This is a genomic window from Mesorhizobium sp. M1252, from assembly GCF_040318265.1.
Lineage (GTDB): Bacteria > Pseudomonadota > Alphaproteobacteria > Rhizobiales > Rhizobiaceae > Mesorhizobium.
In genome coordinates this window covers 23748-40629 of record NZ_JAMYLX010000013.1, presented here as the reverse complement: position 1 = coordinate 40629, position 16882 = coordinate 23748, and the positions used below count along the sequence as shown (strand labels likewise).

The window sequence follows — 16882 nt, the reverse complement described above, 5'->3', positions numbered from 1 at the left end:
CACTTTTTTGCTTTGCGCATCACCCTTTCCGAATCGATTCCGATTTCAGCGTCATGTGCTCAGTCGCCTTCGCCGGGCTCGGCGGAGAAATATTTCTCGAACTTGCCGGCTTCGCCGTCGAAGCTCTTGGCATCTGCCGGAGGCTCCTTCTTGGCGGTGATGTTGGGCCATTTCTCGGCGTATTCGGTGTTGACCTGCAGCCATTTGTCGAGGCCCGGCTCGGTGTCGGGCTTGATTGCATCGGCCGGGCATTCCGGTTCGCAGACGCCGCAGTCGATGCACTCGTCGGGATGTATGACAAGCATGTTCTCGCCCTCGTAGAAGCAGTCGACCGGACAGACCTCGATGCAGTCCATGTACTTGCATTTGATGCAGTTGTCGGTCACGACATAGGTCATTGGTCGGCTCCGGGACGTCCCGTTCTTGCTAGAGCGACGTGCGTCCAATTGGACGCACAAAGTACGCTCTGACACTTTGAATCTGCGCATCGTGCCTTCCGAAAAATCGATTTCCGATTTTCGGGCCGATGCGGCGGGTTTTTTGGTGAGGTAACGCCTTTGCCTGCCGCTTGCAAGGGCAGCCATTGCCGGCGGGGCCCGCGTGTCCGGAATGAAATTCCAGACCGCCGGCATGGCGCAGACGGCCAAGGCTTCAGTCTTCGCCGAACAGCCGGTCGGTTTGCCTGCGCTCTTTCTTGGTCGGCCGGCCGCTGCCGGCGTCGCGCAGCGCCGGAATGGCATCGGCAACAGCCTCGCCTTTCGGCGCCGGCGGCGGGGACATGTCCTCGTAGAGCGTGCGCGCTTCCTCGGCCGGACCGCGCCGCACGCCGGTGCCAAGCACCTTCCAAATGAAAATGCGGCGCTCGTGCGTAATGGTCAAAACGTCGCCAGGCTTGACCAGATCGGAGGCCTGCGCTGCTTTGTCGCTGTTGATGCGGACGCGTCCGGCGACAACCAGCTTGGCCGCCAGCGAGCGCGATTTTATCGCGCGCGAAAAGAACAGCCACTTGTCGACGCGCTGACGACCTTCAGCAACCATCGCAGCGAGTTATCTCTTGTTGGAGCATGATCTTGTCCGAAAACCGGTTCCACTTTTCGGGATCATGCTCAGAGCCTACTTCTTCAGCTGGTCGCGCAAGGCGGCGAGCTTGGCGAAGGGCGAGTCCGGATCGAAGCGCGCCGGGCGTTCCTCGCGTGGCTTGACCTGGAAAGCCGGCTTGGCGCCTTGCGGTCCGCCTTTGCCTTCCGGCCTGCCGCCTTTCCAGTCAGGCCGGCCCTCGCGCGGACGCTCGCCTTGCGGCTTGCCGTCGCGGCGCTGTTCGCCCTCGGCCTGCGGCTTGGGCTTGAACTTCGAACGGTCGAAGCGTGGCTTGGCGGCACCGTCGCGCTGGTCGCGCCGGCCCTGATAGGCCGGCCGTTCGCCCGGTGCCGGCTGTCCGCCGGCAGCGTCGGCCGGCGCATCGGCGCGGCTAGCCTGGCCGTTACGCGGGCGATTGTCCCGGCCTTGCCGATGGCGCGGGCGCTGCTCGAAACGGCCCTGCCGCCACAACAAGATGGGCTTTGGCGCTTCGGCCTCGGGGACAGGCTCAGCGCTTCCACCCTCCCCCTCGTGGGGAGGGTCGGCGCGCAGCGCCGGGGTGGGGGCAGCGCCGGCGTCGGCGGTTGCGCCTGAAGTGTCTGGTGTGTCTGCACCTGCTTCGTTAACGCTGTCACCCCCACCCGCGTCGCTTCGCGCCGCGACCTCCCCCATCGAGGGGGAGGTAAGGGCGTCGGCGTTTTCGGCGACGGTGGCGTCGGCGCTTTCGGGGACGGTGTCGTCAGCTTCCGCAACAGCCGGAGCTTCTTCCGCGATTTCTATGGGAGCTTCGACCTGTTCTTCCGCGACGGGCTCTGCCGTTGCTTCCGCGATGGCTGGAGCTTCGGCGGTGGCTTCAACGGCCGCAGTTGGCTCCGAACCCTCGGGAGGTGCGCCCGGCTGAGCGTCCGCAGCAACAGCCTCCGCTGCGGCTTCGGCGACGGGCTGCTCAGCCGCAGGCTCAGCGGCGGCAACCGCATCCGGCTCCGATCCAACGGCCGGCGCTTCAGCGACGGCTTCACTTGCAGCGGCTTCCGCCGCCTTGGCCTGTTCAGCTTTTGCAGCCGCGTCCGCAGCCAGCTTGGCGGCAGCCGCTTCCCGCGCCGCGTTGTCCTGTGCTTCCAGCCGCGCCTTGACCTCTGCCGGCGGCTTCGGCTCGGCGCGATAGCCGAGACCTTTCAGGATCTCTTCCATGTCGTCGGCGGTGGCGCCGAGGATGGACATCATCGGCGGCGTCACCATGAAGGACTGGCCGTCATAGGCGCCGTCCGGGCGCTGTCCCAGACCGGGCTTCCAGTTGGTCGCAGGCCGGATCAGGTCGGCCAGCCGTTCCAGAATGTCGATGCGCACGGCGCGGCGGCCGAGATTGCGGTAGCCGGCAAGCTTGTAGAAGCTCTTGTCGAAAGCAGGATCGATGACCACCGAGGTGCGGCCGGAAGCCAGTGCGTGCACCACGTCGCCAAAGCCCGGCTTGTCCTTGCCGTCGTTCTTCAGCGCCCACAACAGCGTAATCAGTCCGGCGGGCGCCGGCTTGATCAGCGCCGGCACGAAGACGTGGTAGGCGCCGAAGCGCACACCGAGCCGGCGCAAGGCGGCGCGACCCTCCTGGTCGAGCGACTTCATTTCCTCGGCGATGTCGCGGCGGTTGATGAGGCCGAAATGCTCGACGAGCTGGAAGGCGATGCCACGGCCGATGCCGGCGATCTGCTCGGCATTCTTCAAGTCGACCAGCGGCTTCAGCAAGGATTCGATCTGGAAATTGACGAAACGCTCGGCGCGCGCGGCGACCTTGTCTCGGGCGGGGCCGGTCAACTGCTCGTCGGCCAAAAGCACCAGGCGCGGCTTCAGCGCGTCCTCGCCGGCAACCAGCGTGCCGATCGGCGCGCCGATCCAGCGCAGCGTGCCGTCGGAGCCGAGCGCAAGGTCGCCATTGGCGCAGGCGCCGAAGCGTTCGGCACGCGCCTCGAACTCGGCGGCCAGCGCTTTTTGCGCTGCCGTACGCACGGCCTTGGCGTCTTCGCCGCCGGCGCTCTGGTCGGCGGTGAAGCGGAACCCTTGCAACTCGCCGACATGATGGCCTTCGACAAGGACGGTTCCGGTAGGACTGATTTCGGCTTCAGGCATTGTATTTTCTCTAAGGCGCCGCATGAGGACGGAAGTCCTGCGGTCTACAAACCGTTTCGTCAACCGCTCATGCAGCGCATCCGACAATCTGTCTTCGATTTCGCGCGTCTTTTCCCGCCAGTGTGCCTGATCGGCCAGCCAGCCCGGCCGGTTGGACACGAATGTCCAGGTGCGGATCTGCGCAATGCGGTGCGACAGCGTGTCGATGTCCCCCTCGGTCGTATCGGCGCGGCGCACCTGCTCGGCCATGTAGTTCTCGTCGACATGGCCGTGTTTGGCGAGGTCGGTGTAGATAGAAGCGATCAGGTCGGAGTGCTGGGCCGGCGCGATCTTGCGGTAGTCCGGCAACGCGCAGGCTTCCCACAGCAGCGCGACGCGCTTGGCATTGGTAGCCAGCGCGCGGATGTCCTCGTCGCGGGAGAGATGTTCGAGCGCCTGGGCATCGACCGCCGGCAGCGCCCGCGTCAGGCCTTCGACCGGCGCGTTGGTTTCGATCGAGCGCTTCAGCGCGTCGAGGCTGGCGAAGTCGAAATGCGCGGTGCGCCATTGCAGCACCTTCACCGGATCGAACTCGTGCCCCTCGATGCGCTTGACCAACTCCTCGTCCAGCGGATCGACCTGGCCGGTGACGCCGAAGGTGCCGTCGCGCAGATGGCGGCCGGCGCGGCCGGCGATCTGGCCGAGCTCGGCCGCCGTGAGATTGCGGTACTGATAGCCGTCGAATTTGCGGTTCTGGGCGAAGGCGACATGATCGAGATCAAGGTTGAGCCCCATGCCGATGGCGTCGGTGGCGACGAGATAGTCGACGTCGCCTGCCTGGAACATTGCCACCTGGGCATTGCGGGTGCGGGGCGACAGCGCGCCGAGCACGACCGCCGCTCCTCCTTGCTGGCGGCGGATCAGCTCAGCGATGGCATAGACCTCGTCGGCGGAGAAAGCGACGATCGCCGTACGCCGCGGCAGGCGGGTCAATTTCTTCGAGCCGGCATAGGCCAGGTGCGACAGGCGAGGGCGCGTCACCACCGAGACGCCTCTCAGCAGCTTTTGCAGGATGCCATGCATGGTGGCCGCGCCGAGCAGCAGCGTTTCCTGGCGGCCGCGCAGGTGCAGGATACGGTCGGTGAAGATGTGGCCGCGCTCGAGGTCGCCGGCGAGTTGCACCTCGTCGATGGCGACGAAGGCAACGTCGGTCTCGCGCGGCATGGCTTCGACGGTGCAGACCGAATATTTCGCGCCGGGCGGCTGGATTTTTTCCTCGCCGGTGATGAGCGCCACCTTGTGGGCGCCGACCTTTTCGCAGACGCGGGCATAGACCTCGCGCGCCAGAAGGCGGAGCGGCAGGCCGATAATGCCGCTCTCATGTGCCACCATGCGCTCGATGGCGAGATGGGTCTTGCCGGTGTTGGTCGGACCCAGCACGGCAGTCACGTCGCGGCCCGACAGGATCAGCGGCTCGGTGTGTTTCGGCTGGATGTTCATCGGCCTGGAGATGAGGCTTTCTGCATCGTGTTGTCGGGAGCGCGCCTCGCGTGGCGCGTATGACAGGCGACACATAGGGATTTCAGGCGCGAAGCGAAAGCGGAATGTTCCGGCCGGCAGTCCCACGGTTCGTCGTTGAGGTCTCAATTAACAGTTGGAACGAGTCTGGAACGAATCGGCGACGAATCAGTGACTCCGGCAGATTCAGCTTTTGTTCACGGCTACATGTGGATTTTGCGAGCCTGAGTCTCACCATATGCTGAATCGCGGAAACTGGCCCGATTCCTGCAAGGCGACCATTGGCGTTAACCTTTGCCGGCGGGGCATCGTCGTGATCCGATACGCCTCGGCCAACATTATGAAATTGTTGAATTTTCTTAATCGGCCTTAACCATTTGCCGGTGATTTTCGGCCTTGGTCGTTAACCGTTGCGCTCAAAGCCGGAACGAATCGGCGATGAATCAGCGATGGCGGGATTTTCCTGGTTTGTTCACCCCAACATGTGGCGATTATCCGGTTGACAAACCCAAACTGATTACGTAGGGTAAGGGCATAGGAGATTTCCATGTCCGTTCTGTCCCGCCCCGAGTTCCACGACGAAGCCAAGGCTTTCGAGCATGTGGAAGGCATCCTGTGGCCGAATGGTCCGGTTTGCCCCAAGTGCGGCTCTGTTGATCGCCACTACTCGTTGAAGGGCGTTCGCACCAAGCCGTCCAAGAAAAACCCCAACGGCGTCGAGCGTCACGGCCTGTACAAGTGCAGCGCTTGCCGTTCGCAGTTCACCGTCCGCATGGGTTCGATCTTTGAGGAAAGCCATATGCCGCTCACCAAGTGGCTTCAGGCTATCCACCTTATGTGTGCCTCTAAGAAGGGCATCAGCGCTCACCAGATGCACCGCATACTCGAATGCACCTATGAGGCCGCTTGGTTCCTGTGCCATCGCATTCGCCTTGCAATGGCGTCTGGCGCGCTTTCCCCTATGGGCGGCAATGGCAAGACCGTTGAAGTGGACGAAACCTACATCGGACGCCTTAAGGATACACCCGTTAAGCGTGGTGGTAGTGCGCACAAGAACACGGTCGTTACTCTGGTAGAGCGCGGCGGCCGGGCTCGTTCATTCCATATCGATACCGCCCGCGTTGGCACCATCATGCCAATCGTCCGCGCCAACGTAGCCAAGGAAAGCGCGTTGATGACGGATGAGGCCCAGATGTATCGCCGCGTTGGCCAGGAATTCGCGTCACATGATGCCGTCAACCACACCAAAGACGAATACGTTCGCTATGAAGGCGAAAAGACCATCCACACGAACACCGTGGAAGGCTTCTATTCGATCTTCAAGCGCGGCATGAAGGGCGTCTATCAGCATTGCGGCGAACACCATCTGCACCGCTATCTCGCTGAATTCGACTTCCGCTACAGCAACCGCATTGCCATGGGCGTTGATGATGGCACCCGCGCTTTCATCGCCTTGAAGGGTGCCGCTGGCAAGCGCCTCACCTATCGCGGGCCTAATTGAAGCGAAGGCGCTCCACTTCCGCAAGCCGGTCCAATTGGAGTTGCCGCTATGGCGGCAGAAGCCCCGCTGGCGACGTTTAAAGAGACCTTAACACCAACAGCTTGGCACAAACCCAATAGCCAACCACCTTTGGATTGACTCTGCTTGCCATTTGGCATCATAAAGGCTCCAGAAGTTGAGCCCGATTCGATGACTTTGGCGTTGGACATTCTGAAGAAGAAAAAGCAGGAGCTGCTGGCGCAGGCAGCAGAAATCCGGAAGGATATTCGCGAGCTCGACGCGGCTCTTGAATTGTTGGAGGACGCGGGCAAAGGAGCGGCTGGGGGCGGAACGTTCTTCCCGGCTACCGTGGCTGCTGGCCCAAGCCCGATCAATAACGCGATCATCGACGCCATTTCTCAGGGCAACACCACCCCCGCCACGATCTTCGATTTTATCACTGAGCATCGCCAAATCGACACCAGCAAGGCCTCCGTTAGCACTCGCCTGTCGAAGATGAAGCATGAAGGCTTGATTGATAACGACGGCCAAGGTTGGGCCTTGGTCGGAAAAGCAGAAGGCCCCGGCGCGGAAACGCCAGAGCCTTCTAATACAGAATTGGGGCCGGTTGGACGGGGTACACCCTACCCAGGTACACACCCCGAGGGTTCGACTCCCTCCGGCTCCACCGTTGTCCAGAACTTGAAAGCGGGATTGGCAAACGTCCAAGCGACGATGCCGTCTCGCTCGCGAGAGCTGGACGATGAGATTCCCTTTTAACCGCCGTTGCGAGGCACAGGAGAAAGGAGCATCCCATGTGGCAAACCCGCATAATAGTTGAATGAGGGCCGAAGCTCTGCATTGCATCTAAGGCTCGGGTTGCCCCGCTGGCGAGTTACCTCGCCAGCGGGCTTCTTATATATATGACTCCATCGAATCCGTCTAGAGTCAGGAACCATGACCAAGGAAAAAGAGCAGATCGATAAGTTCCGCGACGCGTCGCGCCGGTTAAAAATCGATCAATCAGACGCCACTTTCGAGGCCGTGGTGGATAAGACCGCCAAGGCCCCGAAGTTGACTAAGGAACAGATAAAGGAATTGGTGCGGCAGCGACGCCAAAAGCCCTGCTAGGCTATGCCGTCACTGGCATCCGCCTGCTTTTCATCCGTAATAGGCGGATAGGCTTCGTCGATAGGCGCAGGTGGCCCAATTGGCGCAGGAGAATAGTTTTCGTTGAGCATTATCGCTTCGTCACTCCACGCCTCAGCGACAGATTGAAAGTGGGTGAAGAGAGCGTGATAGTACTGCCACTCTCCTTTGGCGCTATCCCATTTCCACCGTTCCCGCTGGATAAATGGTGCTGCTGCATTCCAATCCCGCACAAACGGCCCACGCATCCAATTGCGGTAGATGTCAGCGTCTAAAATGTTTTGTAGGATCCCAATTGAAACAAGCTCGTAGTGATTGAGGTAATCTAAGACGTGATGGCGGTCTAATTTTAAAGGATCCGTAGCTGGATTGTGTAGATTGGCGAATGTTCCCTGCAACCTATTCGCCGAAAACACCTTCTGACGATCGCGATAGTGGGGGGTGGATTCAACCTTTTCGATCATGTCTAGGGTTGCGCGCTGTCTAGCCAGCGATCTAGCTGATGAGACACCACCCAATGCGACGAGAACGGAAATTAGGATAATTGCAGGTGATAAAAGCGACAGCCAACTAAACGACGAAGCGGCACAAACGTATATCGCTTGTGCCGCCCCAGTGTTAGCTAGTGATGTGCAATCCACGGGTTAGTCCCGCGCACCTTCCCTAACGAGCATCGTAACCTCCAATAGCTACAACCCTTGTAGTGTGTGATCGACACTGACCAAAAACGGGTTTCGTGTCAACAGAGTTCCAGAAAGGAGCCAACTTTCCGTTAATAAATATGTGGAGGATCACCATCACCTTTTCAAGCGCTGACGCTCAGATTTTTCGGCCATTCCCCTACGGCTGGGTAGCGCCCGGCTCCCGGCGGAGCTCTCTTCGTTCTTCAGGGAACAGCTTGGTGTGCTCGTCCCACTCAAGAGGGGTTGTCCCGTGCTCTTGAACGAACTTTCCAAACTCCTTGCGCAGGTCGGCAAGGTCCAAGTCCCAAAGATGCTCACCGCTATCGGGGTTCGACATCGCGTTCACCAATTCCGTCCGTTCTCCCGGAATCAAGTTGGCCTCGCGGTTGAGCCTTCAAGGTGGCATCGCCAGATATTTGCTCGGTTGTGCGAAACGGCAAAACGTTCAGTCTTTCCCGTGCCGGCCTGTCAGGCATATAATCCTATTTCACTTTGGGTTTGTCAACCGGATAATCGCCCAACATGTTGTGTTATCCACAGCTTGTCCATCGAGAATTCACAGCTTGCGAACCGGGTTTTGCACAGGGCGCCTGGAAATCGTTAATCTTTGCGTGCCGGAACGGGTCAATCGCCGCGACAGCACTCGGTGCCCGCCGGTTCAGGCCGCGTCGTGGCCTGTTGCATAACGTTGCAACACCGGTCCCACATTCCGGATGATTTCCTCATGCGACAGGGCGACGACGGGCTCAAGCCGCAACAGATATCGGCAGGTCGCCAGGCCCAGCAGCTGGCTGGCAACCAGCCCGGCGCGCCGTCCGGCGTCCGCTGGGTCGCCTATCGATGCAACCATCGGCCTCACCTGGTTGGCGAAGACGTCGCGGACCTTCTCGGCCGCGTGCTCGTTCGACGCAGCCGAGCGTAGCAGGATTATCATGCCTGGCCCGTTGGCCTGACCTTCCCAGTTTACCAGAAAGCGCCTGATCAGCGTTTCACCGATGGCGGTAGGGTCTATCCGCTGATCCGGCAGTTGGAGGTCCACGACGGCGGCCCTGGCGAACAGCTCGTCCTTGCTGTGGAAATAACGGATCACCATGGCCGGATCGATCGAGGCCTGCGCCGCAACGTCGCGGATTGAGGTGCCGTCATAGCCGTGCTCGGAGAAAAGCCGGCGTGCGGCTTCAAGGATTTGGGCTCGTGTTCGGTCCGACTTGGTCTGCTTGTTCGGCTGCTTCTCGTTCATCCAGATTCATATGCCAACAGCCGTTGACAAATGCAATCCAACTTACTAGAAGTCAACACGTGTTGATAAATGGAGACGGGGAATGCTGCCTGAGACAACGGAAGTCCTTATCATTGGCGCCGGCCCGACTGGTATGGCGCTATCAATCGCGCTGCATCAAGCTGGCGTCGATCACGTGCTGATCGACAGACTGACGCAGGGTCTGCAAACGTCGCGCGCTGGGGTCATCCATGCGCAAACGCTGGAATCACTGGAGCCGCTCGGCCTCACGCAGCGGCTGAGTGAGCTTTCCGTGAATCTCGACGATTTCGCCATCCGCGATCGGAGCCGGGTGCTGCTCAAGCTCGATTTCGGCAAGCTGCCGTCAAAGCATCCCTACCTGATGATGCTGCCGCAGAACGTGACCGAGCAGGTGTTCGCTGAACGGATCGCGGTCCTGGGTGGCGTCATTCATCGCGAGGTCGAGGCTGTGGCCGTTGCTCAAGACAGTGACGGCGCGCGCGTGACAGTGGTCGAGCAGGGCCACGAAAAACTCATCTCGGCGCGATACGTCGTCGGAGCCGACGGCATGCAGAGCCTGGTGCGCAAGTCGACCGGCATCGAGTTCGATGGCGAGGCCTATGATGGTTCGTTTGTGCTGGCCGACGTTCGCCTGGACTGGCCTGTAGGACCGGCCGAAGTGTCGCTGTTTTTCGCACCGGCGGGCCTGGTGGTGGTGGCGCCGCTGCCGGATGGCTCGTACCGCGTCGTCGCGACGATGAAGGATGCGCCGGAAAAGCCCGGCACCGCCGACATCCAGGCATTGCTCGATAGCCGCGGGCCAACCACGACAAGAGCCCGCGTGCTCGACCTGACGTGGAGTTCGCGCTTTCGCGTGCATCATCGTCTGGTCAGGGCCTATCGCAAGGACCGGCTGTTCCTGATGGGCGATGCCGCGCATGTACACAGTCCCGCGGGTGGGCAGGGCATGAATACCGGCATCATCGACGCGGTCGTGCTTGGCCAGTTGCTTGGCGATGTGGTGAACGGCATTCGCTCGGCGACGGAACTCGACCTATACGAAAAGCTGCGCCGCCCAGCGGCTCAGGAAGTGCTCGATCTTGCGGGGAAGATGACGGAGATGGCGCTTGCCCATAATCCGGCGAAGCGGTTCGTCCGCAACCTGTCGCTTTCCGTGGTGAATCTTCTGCCGTTCGTGAAGCGTCGCATTGCGCTGAAGCTGTCGGGTCTCAGTCGGGCCTCAAACGCCCGGCTGCCGGCGCCCGCAAAGGCGCCTGGCTTAATTGCCGCCAGCAAGCCTGAGGCCAAATCAGGGCTGAAGCTCGCCGCCTGACAGTTGCGACGTTCAGGCGAATCGGCGCGTTGCCGAGTGCGGCATGACGTCAGACGAAGTACTGGCCGCCATTGGCTGTAATGGTCGAACCGGTGATGAAGCCGGCGTCTTCGGAAGCGAGGAAGACGACGCAACGCGCGATCTCTTCCGGTTCGCCGAGGCGGCCGACCGGGATCTGCGGGATGATGCGTTCATTCAGCACCTTCTCGTCGATCGCCTTGACCATCTCGGTGGCGATGTAGCCGGGGCAGATGACATTGACGGTGATGCCCGCGCGCGCGCCCTCCTGCGCCAGCGCCTTCGAGAAGCCGATGTCGCCGGCCTTTGCGGCGGAATAGTTGACCTGGCCGGCCTGGCCTTTCTGGCCGTTGATGGAGGAGATGGTGATGACGCGGCCGAATTTGCGGTCGCGCATGCCGCCCCACAGCGGATGCGTCATGTTGAAGACGCCAGACAGATTGGTGTCGATGACTTCCTTCCACTGCTCGCGCGTCAGCTTGTGGAACATGGCGTCGCGGGTAATGCCGGCATTGTTGACCAGCACCGAGACCGGGCCGAGATCGGCCTCGACCTGTTTGATTCCGGCGGCACAGGCGTCGTAGTCGGCGACCGACCATTTGTAGGCCTTGATGCCGGTTTGTGCGCTGAACTTCCCCGCTGCCTCGTCATTGCCGGCATAGTTGGCGGCAACGGTGTAACCGGCATTCTTCAGGCCGATCGATATGGCGGCGCCGATGCCGCGCGATCCACCGGTGACGAGCGCTACTTTGGTCATTGAAAGTTCTTCCTCCCTTTGGTCGGAAGAAGGGAATAGGGAGTAGGGAATAGCGAGTAGGGATCGATATCCCGCCGCGCTGCTCCTTCTTCCCTATTCACTACTCCCTATTCACTACTCACTTCTTGTTCACAGCGCTTCCACGCACAGAGCGACGCCCATGCCGCCGCCGATGCACAGCGTGGCAAGGCCCTTCTTGGCGCCGCGGCGGCGCATCTCGAAAACCAGCGTGTTGAAGACGCGGGCGCCCGACGCGCCGATCGGATGGCCGATGGCGATGGCGCCGCCATTGACGTTGACGATCGACGTATCCCAGCCCATGCCCTTGTTGACGGCGCAGGCCTGCGCGGCGAAGGCTTCATTGGCCTCGACAAGGTCGAGGTCCTTGACCGACCAGCCGGCCTTCTCGAGCGCCCGCTTCGAGGCGGGAATAGGTCCGGTTCCCATGATCGCCGGATCGACGCCGGCCGTCGCCCAGGATGCGATGCGCACCAGCGGGGTGATGCCGCGCCTTGTGGCTTCAGCCTCGCTCATCAGCAGCGCGCCGGCGGCGCCGTCATTGATGCCCGACGCGTTCGCGGCGGTCACGGTGCCGTCCTTGTCGAAAGCCGGCTTCAGCTTGGACATGGCGTCGATGGTGGCGCCGTGGCGGATGTACTCGTCCTGGTCGACGACAGTGTCGCCCTTCCTGCCCTTGATCGTGAAGGCGACGATCTCGTCCTTGAACTTGCCGGCCTTCTGCGCGGCCTCGGCCTTGTTTTGCGAGGCCAGCGCAAACTGGTCCTGGTCGTCGCGGGTGATCTGGAACTGGCGGGCGACGTTCTCGGCGGTGTTGCCCATGTGGTAGCCATTGAAGGCGTCCCACAACCCGTCCTTGATCATGGTATCGATCATCTTGTAGTCGCCCATCTTGACGCCGGCGCGCAGGTGCTCGGCATGCGGCGACAGCGACATCGATTCCTGGCCGCCCGCGATGATCACCGTGGCGTCGCCGGCGGCGATCTGCTGCATGCCGAGCGCGATGGCGCGCAGGCCAGAGCCGCAAACCTGGTTGAGCCCCCAGGCGGTGGTCTCCTTGGGCAGGCCGGCATTGATCGACGCCTGGCGGGCGGGGTTCTGGCCCTGCGCGGCGGTCAGCACCTGGCCGAGAATGACCTCGTCGACTTCACCCGGCTCGACGCCGGCGCGCGCCAAAAGCTCCCTGATGACGACGGCGCCAAGTTCATGCGCCGGGGTGGCGGCGAAGGCGCCGTTGAAAGAGCCGACAGCCGTGCGTGCGGCGCTGGCAACGACGATTGAATTGGAAGCGGACATTTTTCTCTCCAGACTTCGAGGTGTCGTGTTCTTGGGGGCTTGTTGGGACTTTTCTTGCTCGTTCCACACCCCAAGTCAAACCGGAAATGGGCATGCCGGCCAAGCGCCGCAAGCAGGGCGTGAGCGGCCGGCGGGATCGCCCAACCTTTGCTGCGCAGCATAATTGGCCGGCCATGCAGCAATAAATGATGCCGCACTGCACAAAGCGCTTGGAATTATAGAGCTTTTGCGCATATCCTTAAAAATGGCGCAATCGTTACCGGCGGCTTACTCAGGCGCGCCGGTGTCCCGGGAGGATGCTGATGGCCGCGAAAGACGACCCTATCATTATCAAGAAATATGCCAATCGCCGGCTCTACAATACCGGCACCAGCACCTATGTGACGCTCGAGGATCTGGCCGAGATGGTCAAGAAGGGCGAGGAGTTCACCGTCCAGGACGCCAAGACCGGTGACGACATTACCCATCCGGTGCTGACGCAGATCATCTTCGAACTGGAGAACAAGGATGGGCAGAACATGCTGCCGATCCCGTTCCTGCGCCAGTTGATCGCTTTCTATGGCGACCAGATGCAGCAGATCGTGCCGAGCTTCCTCGAACAGTCGATGATGGCCTTCTCCAAGGAACAGGAGCGGTTCCGCGAGCAGATGAAGGGCGCGATCGGCAAGTCGCCGCTGGATGTAATGAAGATCGCCACTCCGATCAAGGCGCTGGAAGAGCAGACACGCCGCAACATGGAAATGTTCCAGAACGCGATGCGCCTGTTCACGCCCTTCCCGACCGCCGCCACAAATGCTGCGGCCGCGGCTGCACCCGAGCCGGCCCGCAAGGATGTCCCGGAAAAGAGCGGCGACGACCTTCAGGAACTGAAGCAACAGATCGCCGCCATGCAGCGCAAGCTTGACACCATGTCGTAGAGGCGGCCGGGCAATGGTCTGAACCGGCTCAACCCGGCTGGGCCTTGCCTCACGGGTCGATTTCAGTTGCCACGATTCCCAGATATTCGTCGGGCTGCCCGCCGAGTGAGCGGTAGAATGCCTTCGCCGGTATGTTGGATTTCAGCACCGTCCATTTGATGGCCGATGCGCCGATGCCGATGGCGTGTTGGCGAAGCTGTTCAACAAGCGCATGGCCGACCCCCATCCCGCGCGCCGCTTCAGTGACGTAGAGTTCCTTCAGCCAGACAACCGGCTTCAGGTCGTAGGTCCAGGGGATGAGGTAGTGGACGGCGATGCCGACGATCACGCCCTCGCGCTCCGCCACCAACACGCCGAACCGGGGCGATGGTCCCAGCCCGTGCTCGATGAGGTTCGCTTAGGTGACGCGAAGCTTGTCGTCATAACCCTCGAAGACGACTAGCGCCCGCATGAGGGCGAGCACCGCACCGACATCCTCGCGCACGAATGGACGAATTCTAACCATCGCCTTTGCATGCTTACTCCAGCCCGACCATATCGCGTGGACGCTGCCGCGCAGCCTGGCCTTGGCCTCACGCGTGCAAGACACCGGGCTCCTTGCCTGAAGCGAAAGGAAGGTCCTCGTCCTGCCAACCGGTTATGCCGCCGATCATGATCTTCACGGGACGACCGAGGCTGGCCAGCTTGAAGGCCGCCTGATCCGCGCCATTGCAATGCGGTCCCGCGCAATAGACGACGAACAGCGTCTTTTCGGGCCATTGCACCATCCGCTCGGCCGATATTTCGCGGTGGGGCAGATGCAGCGCGCCCGGCACATGGCGGCGTCCATAGGCTTCCGGCGAACCGACCACATGCAGGAGAACAAAGTCCGGCTCTCCGGCACGCAGTGCGGCGGCGACGTCGGAACAGTCGGTCTCGACGGAAAGCCGGCGCAGAAAATGGTCGCGGGCGATATCCGGCGATGCCGCCGGAATGTCTGTCACGTGGCTCATCCTCGTATCTCCATTGCTGATGCGACGGAGAGATAAGACAGGAAGCAGGGCGATTGCAGCTGGCAGCTTTGCCATATATCGTCAAGATCATGCCATCCTCTGCCAATCCGCGCCCTGCCAACCCTCTTGTCGTTGCCGTTGCCTATGACGGGCTGTGCACGTTCGAGTTTGGCGTGGCGGTTGAGATCTTCGCCTTGCCCCGGCCGGAAATGGGTGAGGATTGGTACCGTTTTGCGGTTGCCGGTATTGATACCGGTGAAATGCGCGCGCTGGGCGGCGTGCGTATTGTTGCCGACGGCGGGATCGATCTGATCGGCCAGGCCGGCACGGTGATCGTACCGGGATGGCGCGGAACGGAGGCTCCGGTGCCGCCGGCGCTGATCGAGGCGCTTCGAAAGGCACACGAGCGCGGCTCTCGCATTCTTTCGATCTGTTCGGGCGTGTTCGTGCTTGCCGCCGCCGGCCTGCTTGCGGGCAAAAGAGCGACCACGCATTGGCGCTACAGCGAGAAGCTGACGGAGATGTACCCCGACATCACCGTGATTCCGGACGTTTTGTACATCGATGAGGGCAATGTGCTGACATCGGCAGGCAGTGCCGCGGGCATCGACCTCTGCCTGCATCTGGTTCGGCGCGACTTCGGCACCAAGGCTGCAAACATGGTGGCGCGCCGTCTGGTCGTGCCGCCGCATCGCGACGGCGGCCAGGCGCAGTATGTCGAGAGTTCCGTTCCCGAGCCACATGAGCGCAGCCGGCTTGGACCGTTGATCGACAGGATGCGCGCCGATATTGCCGCCGACTATCCCGTCGCCATCTTGGCCGAGCTTGCCGGTATGAGCGAGCGGACGTTCCTGCGCCGGTTCGCGGCCGCAACCGGCGTCACGCCGGCGCGCTGGCTGCTGTCGGAACGGCTTTCGCGGGCGCGCACGCTGCTGGAAGACACCGCCATGCCGATCGAACGGATTGCCGAGACTGCCGGCTTTGGCGCGGCAGGCACGCTGCGGCATCATTTTCGTCAGCAGTTCGCCACGACGCCCGTCGCGTACCGTGCGCGGTTCGGGAACACGGCCAGGTCGGCTTAAGTCACGCGTCCCTCATAGCGGCCACGCGGCCTGATGATGCTGCCGCTAATGATCTGTTCGACCATATGCGCGGCCCAGCCGACACTGCGTCCGAGCGCAAACAGCTGGAACGGTGCATCGCGCGGCAAGCCAAGGCCGCGCGTTAGTGCGGCCAGGGCGAAGTCGATGTTGGGCTGGGCACCGGCCGCCGCCATGGCGGCTTTTTGCAGCTGTTGCAGCGTCTCGTCGACAGGGATGACTTCCAGAAGTGCGGTGGCACGGGGATCGCCGTCGGGATAGAGCGGATGGCCGAACGCCGGCAAGGTCCGATCATGGCCGAGCCAGCGCCGGATCGCCGCATCCGCGCCGTGGGCTGCTGCATCTTCAGCCAGTTGCATCACCGCTTCGCCGGCGCCACCGTGGCGCGGGCCGGACAGCGTTGCCAGGCCGGCCAGCAGGCATGCGGCAGGCGAGGCGCCTGTGGACGCTGCGACGCGGGCGGCGAAGGTCGATGCGTTGAGTTCATGATCGGCGAGCAGGACGAGGGCGCAGCGGATCGCTTCCGCGCCGGCATCATCCACCGACCAGCCCTGCGCCAGGCGCTTATGGACGGGCGCTGTGCCGGCTTCAGCGCCCAGCGACTGCGCCAGCGCTCCGACTGTGCGCGCGGCCTCGGTGCACAGCGAGGCGGCGCTGCGTCCTAGCGAAGGCCGCCCGTGGCCTGCAAGCATGGCAAGCTGCGCAAAGGCCGAGGCGCGGCCGACTGGATGAGGCGCTTCAGGTGACGGAGCTTTGAACGTCACCGGTTCGGCCGAGGCCCACAGCAGAGCGGCGGTTTCCTCCAGCGTCGCCGATTTGGCGAGCGCAACGGCGTCTTGCCCTCGGTAGATGAGGCTCCCGTGCAGAACGGTCGAAATTGCTGTTGCAATCGAGGGTTCGCCCCAGGCGATCGCACTCTCGGCGATGGCCGAGGGACTGCGGCCGCGCGCCCGGCGGGTCGCCAGTGCGGCGATGTCGTCGGCGCGGTACTGGCTGCGGCGCGGGTCGCTCTCATCCGGCCGCATGCCGATGCGGCCACGGCTGACATAGGCGTAAAGCGTCTGCGGCCGCACCTTGAGCCTTTCCAGCGCCTCTTCCCGCGACAGCCATTCGGACATTTTCAGCCCATACATTGATTATATTGATCAAGATTGATCGAGGCGCAGCCTAACCCTTATCTCCCATGCAGAAAAGCTGCAAGGAG

The 16882-nt window shown here is 62.1% G+C and carries 16 protein-coding genes; 6 read left to right on the top strand and 10 right to left on the bottom strand.

Features of this window, described 5'->3' with window-relative positions; all coding sequences use genetic code 11:
* Window positions 1-59: 59 nt before the first annotated feature.
* The 3 genes from fdxA to NKH22_RS23650 all read right to left on the bottom strand — a co-directional run bounded on the left by fdxA (window position 60) and on the right by NKH22_RS23650 (window position 4677).
* The gene (gene fdxA / locus NKH22_RS23660) at window positions 60-398 is read right to left on the bottom strand and encodes a ferredoxin FdxA (protein WP_013529180.1); all 339 of its coding nucleotides are present in this window, start codon (window positions 396-398) and stop codon (window positions 60-62) included.
* A 253-nt stretch (window positions 399-651) separates the two neighbouring features.
* Entirely contained in the window at window positions 652-1038 is a 387-nt protein-coding gene (locus tag NKH22_RS23655; protein ID WP_023707255.1) for an RNA-binding S4 domain-containing protein, read from the bottom strand.
* Between the two features lie 75 nt (window positions 1039-1113).
* Complete coding sequence (locus NKH22_RS23650; RefSeq protein WP_352911308.1) at window positions 1114-4677, bottom strand: helicase-related protein; 3564 nt, start codon at window positions 4675-4677, stop codon at window positions 1114-1116.
* 565 nt (window positions 4678-5242) lie between these two features.
* Between NKH22_RS23650 and NKH22_RS23645 the strand changes: the two genes are divergently transcribed.
* The 3 genes from NKH22_RS23645 (at window position 5243) to NKH22_RS23635 (ending at window position 7306) form a co-directional block, all read left to right on the top strand.
* Complete coding sequence (locus tag NKH22_RS23645; RefSeq protein ID WP_352911207.1) at window positions 5243-6196, top strand: IS1595 family transposase; 954 nt, start codon at window positions 5243-5245, stop codon at window positions 6194-6196.
* Between the two features lie 144 nt (window positions 6197-6340).
* Window positions 6341-6955, top strand: coding sequence for a hypothetical protein (locus tag NKH22_RS23640; protein WP_352911204.1), 615 nt, complete (start codon window positions 6341-6343; stop codon window positions 6953-6955).
* Between the two features lie 177 nt (window positions 6956-7132).
* A complete protein-coding gene (locus tag NKH22_RS23635; RefSeq protein ID WP_352911201.1) occupies window positions 7133-7306 on the top strand; it encodes a hypothetical protein in 174 nt (57 codons plus the stop codon).
* On the opposite strand, the gene NKH22_RS23630 is transcribed toward NKH22_RS23635, so the two are convergent.
* Window positions 7303-7965 (bottom strand): DUF4760 domain-containing protein, encoded by a 663-nt coding sequence (locus NKH22_RS23630; protein WP_352911198.1) that lies wholly within the window; start codon window positions 7963-7965, stop codon window positions 7303-7305. The genes NKH22_RS23635 and NKH22_RS23630 overlap by 4 nt on opposite strands.
* Before the next feature lie 700 nt (window positions 7966-8665).
* Window positions 8666-9247, bottom strand: a complete 582-nt coding sequence (locus NKH22_RS23625; RefSeq protein WP_023693613.1) for a TetR/AcrR family transcriptional regulator — start codon at window positions 9245-9247, stop codon at window positions 8666-8668.
* 82 nt (window positions 9248-9329) lie between these two features.
* Here NKH22_RS23625 and NKH22_RS23620 point away from each other — a divergent pair, with 82 nt between their 5' ends.
* Window positions 9330-10580, top strand: coding sequence for an FAD-dependent oxidoreductase (locus tag NKH22_RS23620; protein ID WP_352911195.1), 1251 nt, complete (start codon window positions 9330-9332; stop codon window positions 10578-10580).
* A gap of 49 nt (window positions 10581-10629) precedes the next feature.
* Here the strand turns inward: NKH22_RS23620 and phbB are convergent, their stop codons facing one another.
* Both phbB and NKH22_RS23610 read right to left on the bottom strand, forming a co-directional pair.
* Window positions 10630-11355: an acetoacetyl-CoA reductase gene (gene phbB, locus NKH22_RS23615; RefSeq protein WP_023707257.1), complete on the bottom strand. Its 726-nt coding sequence runs from the start codon at window positions 11353-11355 to the stop codon at window positions 10630-10632.
* A 129-nt stretch (window positions 11356-11484) separates the two neighbouring features.
* Entirely contained in the window at window positions 11485-12669 is a 1185-nt protein-coding gene (locus tag NKH22_RS23610) for an acetyl-CoA C-acetyltransferase (protein WP_023673832.1), read from the bottom strand.
* A gap of 302 nt (window positions 12670-12971) precedes the next feature.
* On the opposite strand from NKH22_RS23610, the gene phaR reads away from it, so the two are divergent.
* Window positions 12972-13586: a polyhydroxyalkanoate synthesis repressor PhaR gene (phaR, locus tag NKH22_RS23605; RefSeq protein WP_023685813.1), complete on the top strand. Its 615-nt coding sequence runs from the start codon at window positions 12972-12974 to the stop codon at window positions 13584-13586.
* Between the two features lie 49 nt (window positions 13587-13635).
* Here phaR and NKH22_RS23600 read toward each other — a convergent pair whose 3' ends face one another.
* Complete coding sequence (locus NKH22_RS23600) at window positions 13636-13932, bottom strand: GNAT family N-acetyltransferase (protein WP_280790676.1); 297 nt, start codon at window positions 13930-13932, stop codon at window positions 13636-13638.
* A gap of 226 nt (window positions 13933-14158) precedes the next feature.
* Window positions 14159-14578 carry a rhodanese-like domain-containing protein gene (locus tag NKH22_RS23595; protein ID WP_023707263.1) on the bottom strand — a complete coding sequence of 140 codons (420 nt, stop codon included), beginning with the start codon at window positions 14576-14578 and terminating at the stop codon, window positions 14159-14161.
* An 89-nt stretch (window positions 14579-14667) separates the two neighbouring features.
* Between NKH22_RS23595 and ftrA the strand changes: the two genes are divergently transcribed.
* Window positions 14668-15660, top strand: coding sequence for a transcriptional regulator FtrA (gene ftrA / locus NKH22_RS23590; protein ID WP_023708560.1), 993 nt, complete (start codon window positions 14668-14670; stop codon window positions 15658-15660).
* On the opposite strand, the gene NKH22_RS23585 is transcribed toward ftrA, so the two are convergent.
* Entirely contained in the window at window positions 15657-16796 is a 1140-nt protein-coding gene (locus tag NKH22_RS23585) for a citrate synthase (RefSeq protein ID WP_023708561.1), read from the bottom strand. The genes ftrA and NKH22_RS23585 overlap by 4 nt on opposite strands.
* Window positions 16797-16882 lie beyond the last annotated feature (86 nt).

Bases quoted from the DNA above. Each gene is read 5' to 3' on its own strand.
- fdxA (WP_013529180.1), bottom strand. From the start codon at position 398: ATGACCTATGTCGTGACCGACAACTGCATCAAATGCAAGTACATGGAC.
- NKH22_RS23655 (WP_023707255.1), bottom strand. From the start codon at position 1,038: ATGGTTGCTGAAGGTCGTCAGCGCGTCGACAAGTGGCTGTTCTTTTCG.
- NKH22_RS23650 (WP_352911308.1), bottom strand. From the start codon at position 4,677: ATGAACATCCAGCCGAAACACACCGAGCCGCTGATCCTGTCGGGCCGC.
- NKH22_RS23645 (WP_352911207.1), top strand. From the start codon at position 5,243: ATGTCCGTTCTGTCCCGCCCCGAGTTCCACGACGAAGCCAAGGCTTTC.
- NKH22_RS23635 (WP_352911201.1), top strand. From the start codon at position 7,133: ATGACCAAGGAAAAAGAGCAGATCGATAAGTTCCGCGACGCGTCGCGC.
- NKH22_RS23625 (WP_023693613.1), bottom strand. From the start codon at position 9,247: ATGAACGAGAAGCAGCCGAACAAGCAGACCAAGTCGGACCGAACACGA.
- NKH22_RS23620 (WP_352911195.1), top strand. From the start codon at position 9,330: ATGCTGCCTGAGACAACGGAAGTCCTTATCATTGGCGCCGGCCCGACT.
- phbB (WP_023707257.1), bottom strand. From the start codon at position 11,355: ATGACCAAAGTAGCGCTCGTCACCGGTGGATCGCGCGGCATCGGCGCC.
- NKH22_RS23610 (WP_023673832.1), bottom strand. From the start codon at position 12,669: ATGTCCGCTTCCAATTCAATCGTCGTTGCCAGCGCCGCACGCACGGCT.
- phaR (WP_023685813.1), top strand. From the start codon at position 12,972: ATGGCCGCGAAAGACGACCCTATCATTATCAAGAAATATGCCAATCGC.
- NKH22_RS23595 (WP_023707263.1), bottom strand. From the start codon at position 14,578: ATGAGCCACGTGACAGACATTCCGGCGGCATCGCCGGATATCGCCCGC.
- ftrA (WP_023708560.1), top strand. From the start codon at position 14,668: ATGCCATCCTCTGCCAATCCGCGCCCTGCCAACCCTCTTGTCGTTGCC.
- NKH22_RS23585 (WP_023708561.1), bottom strand. From the start codon at position 16,796: ATGTCCGAATGGCTGTCGCGGGAAGAGGCGCTGGAAAGGCTCAAGGTG.